Origin of the sequence: Salipiger sp. HF18 (genome assembly GCF_011806505.1) — a bacterium.
Lineage (GTDB): Bacteria > Pseudomonadota > Alphaproteobacteria > Rhodobacterales > Rhodobacteraceae > Salipiger > Salipiger thiooxidans.
This window is the reverse complement of the sequence record NZ_JAATOS010000518.1, coordinates 1-2733: the sequence shown is the minus strand read 5'-3', so window position 1 is coordinate 2733 and position 2733 is coordinate 1. Positions and strand designations below refer to the sequence as shown.

4 protein-coding genes are annotated in these 2733 nt (G+C 71.7%); all 4 read left to right on the top strand.

Annotated elements, in window-relative coordinates; genetic code table 11:
- A partial coding sequence (locus HC022_RS23445; RefSeq protein ID WP_167454010.1) for a response regulator transcription factor occupies nucleotides 1-465 on the top strand: 465 nt, incomplete at its 5' end.
- Nucleotides 462-1922: a HAMP domain-containing sensor histidine kinase gene (locus HC022_RS23440; protein WP_175583710.1), complete on the top strand. Its 1461-nt coding sequence runs from the start codon at nucleotides 462-464 to the stop codon at nucleotides 1920-1922. The genes HC022_RS23445 and HC022_RS23440, both read left to right, overlap by 4 nt.
- 74 nt (nucleotides 1923-1996) lie before the next feature.
- Complete coding sequence (locus HC022_RS23435; protein ID WP_040383921.1) at nucleotides 1997-2245, top strand: acylphosphatase; 249 nt, start codon at nucleotides 1997-1999, stop codon at nucleotides 2243-2245.
- A 157-nt stretch (nucleotides 2246-2402) separates the two neighbouring features.
- Nucleotides 2403-2733: Rieske 2Fe-2S domain-containing protein (locus HC022_RS23430; RefSeq protein WP_167454009.1), on the top strand; the 331-nt coding region annotated here is incomplete at its 3' end.

Genomic DNA, 2733 nt, shown 5'->3' with positions numbered 1-2733 from the left:
GGCTACGAGGTGGGGGCGGACGACTACATCGCCAAGCCGTTCAACCCCGACCTGCTGCTGGCGCGGGGCAAGGCGGTGCTGGCGCGGGCGCGGCGGTCGTCCTCGCTGATCTACCGCCGGCAGACCTCGACCTTCCGCTTCGGCGGCTGGAGCTACGACGCCAAGCACGACGAGGTGCGCAGTCCCGACGGCGTGCAGATCGCGCTGTCGCGGCGCGAGACGGCGCTGCTGAAGGTGTTCCTCGCCAACCCCCGCATCCCGCTGACGCGCGAAGAGATCGCCGCCGCGATGGATGTCTCGGGCGAGAGCGCGGGCGGCGGCGAGACCCCGGGCCGCGCCATGGACGTGCTGGTCGGGCGGCTGCGCGGCAAGATCGAGGCCCGCCCCAAGGATCCCGAGCTTCTGCGCACCGAGCGTGGCATCGGCTACATTCTGGCGGCAGACGTGGCCGTCGAGGCGGGATGACGCGGCGCTGGCCGGTGCCGCTGCGGCTGCGGACGCTGGGCATGCTGCTCTGCCTCGCCGCCTTCCTGAGCGGCGTCGGCGCCTCGGTGCTGTGGTTTGCCTCGAGCCGCGCCTGGGACCGGCATCTCGAGCGGGCCTTCATCGCCGGGCTGAACCTGAGCGAGACGCTGCAGCAGGGGCTGGCCCCGCCCGAGGGCGTCTCGGTGACGCCGCTGCCGCCCGCGCAGGCGGCACTGGCCGGGCGCGGCGCCTTCTCGCGGCTCGACGGGCTGCCCCGGCCGTCCATCATCACCAACGTCTCGCTGATCGAGCCCGGCCCAGACCCGGTCTCGGGCACGGCGCTGTCGCTCGCCATCGTCTCGGACAGCCTGCAATATCCGGTCGCGGCCGTGGTCTCGGCCGAGGGGCAGGGGGTGCCGCAGAAGCTCGCCAGCGTGACCCGGCTGCTGGCCACCTACTGCAGCGAGCCGATCCTCGTCGCCCGCCATGGCGACGGCGACTGGCTGCGCATCGACGGCACCGCGGTCTGGGGCTGCGGCGCGGGCCCCTCGGACTACCGCCTGCTCGCGGTGTTCCTTTCGCTGGTGGCGCTGGTCATCCTCGTGACCGTGGTGGCCGACACCTCGGCGCAGTTCGACCGCTTCGCCCGGGCGCTGCGTGACCGCCGGCGGCTCGGCGGGCCCGAGAGCTACACTGCCGACGGCCCCGAGGAGCTGCGCGAGATCGTCTCGGCGGTGAACGCCTATCTCGACACCGAGCGCGCCCAGCTCGAGAAGCGCGCGGTGGTGCTGTCGGGGATCAGCCACGATCTTGGCACGCCGGCGACTCGGCTGCGGCTGCGCGCGGCGCTGATCCCGGACCCGGCGCTGCGCGAGAAGCTCGAGGCCGACATCGACCGCATGACTGGCATGATCGAAAGCGTCCTGACCCTGACCCGCAGCGAGATCAACGCCGAGGCGCCGCGCCAGCTGTCGCTGAACTCGCTGGTCGAGGCGATGGTGGACGACTACCGCGACACCGGGCGCCCGGTCGAACTGCTTGCCCGCGCCGCCCGCATCGTCGAGGGCGGAGGTTCGCTCTTCAGCGCCAAGCGTGGCCACGGCGCGCTGCCGAGGCCCGATCACGTGCTGGTCGTGGGCCGGCCGCTGTCGCTGCAGCGCGCGGTCTCGAACCTCATCGACAACGCGCTGAAATACGGGCGCCGGGCCATCGTCGGCATCGAGGCCAGCGTCACCCACGTGGTGATCACCGTCGAGGACGAGGGGTCTGAGCTGTCTGTCGCCGAGATCGAGGCGGTCATCGCGCCGTTCCAGCGCGGCAGCAACCACGGCAGCATCGACGGCTTCGGGCTGGGGCTCACCATCGTCGACACCGTGGCCGAACAGCACGGCGGGCGGCTCTACTTCGAGGAGGGCGCCCATGGCTTGCGCGCCTGCCTGCAGATCCAGCGCGGCTAGGGCGCGGGGTCAGGCTTGACCTTCGGCCCGTGCGGGCGTTCACTGGACGGCCTCACGCAGGGGAGCCCGCCACCATGGCCACGGAACTTTTCAGCATCGCGGGGCAGGTCGACGCGCCCGGCTTCGCACCGTGGATCGAACGCCACGCCCGCCGCATCGGCGTCGGCGTCACCCTGCTGCAGGCCGCGTCCGACCATGTGGAGATCGAGGTCGAGGGTCCGCCCGCGCTGCTCGACGCGATGGAGATGGGCTGCCTGCTCGGGCCGATCGAGGTCTGGGTCGAATCGATTGTGCGCGAACGGGTTTGCGCGGCCGGGGCGTGATCTTGCGTTTGACCTGAAAATAGGCGAACTCCCCCCTCGCGATGTGATTTCCGGCAGGATACCGCGACGTTTTCCGGCGGATCTGCTAGCCTCCGGGCAGGCCGGATGATCGGATCGCGCGGCACCGAAACTTGGTACTCAGGACAGGAAGACTTCCGTGACGACCGACTGGACACCCGCGGCGCTCTCGCGCGACATCCCCGCGGCCTCCGCCGCGCCGGGGCAGCTTGGCGAGACCGATCTCGCGATCTGGCGCAGCGCCTCGGGGCGCATCGCAGCATGGTCCGACCGCTGCCCGCACCGGGGCATGCGCCTGTCGCACGGCTTCGTGCGCGGCGAGCGGCTGTCGTGCATCTACCACGGCTGGGGCTACGGCGAGGGCGGGCAGTGCGTGCGCATCCCGGCCCACCCGGAACTGACCCCGCCCGAGGCAATCAAGGTGCCGGTTTTCGCCGCCGCCGAAGCCAGCGGCGTGGTCTGGGTCGCCG

Bases quoted from the DNA above. Each gene is read 5' to 3' on its own strand.
- HC022_RS23440 (WP_175583710.1), top strand. From the start codon at position 462: ATGACGCGGCGCTGGCCGGTGCCGCTGCGGCTGCGGACGCTGGGCATG.
- HC022_RS23435 (WP_040383921.1), top strand. From the start codon at position 1,997: ATGGCCACGGAACTTTTCAGCATCGCGGGGCAGGTCGACGCGCCCGGC.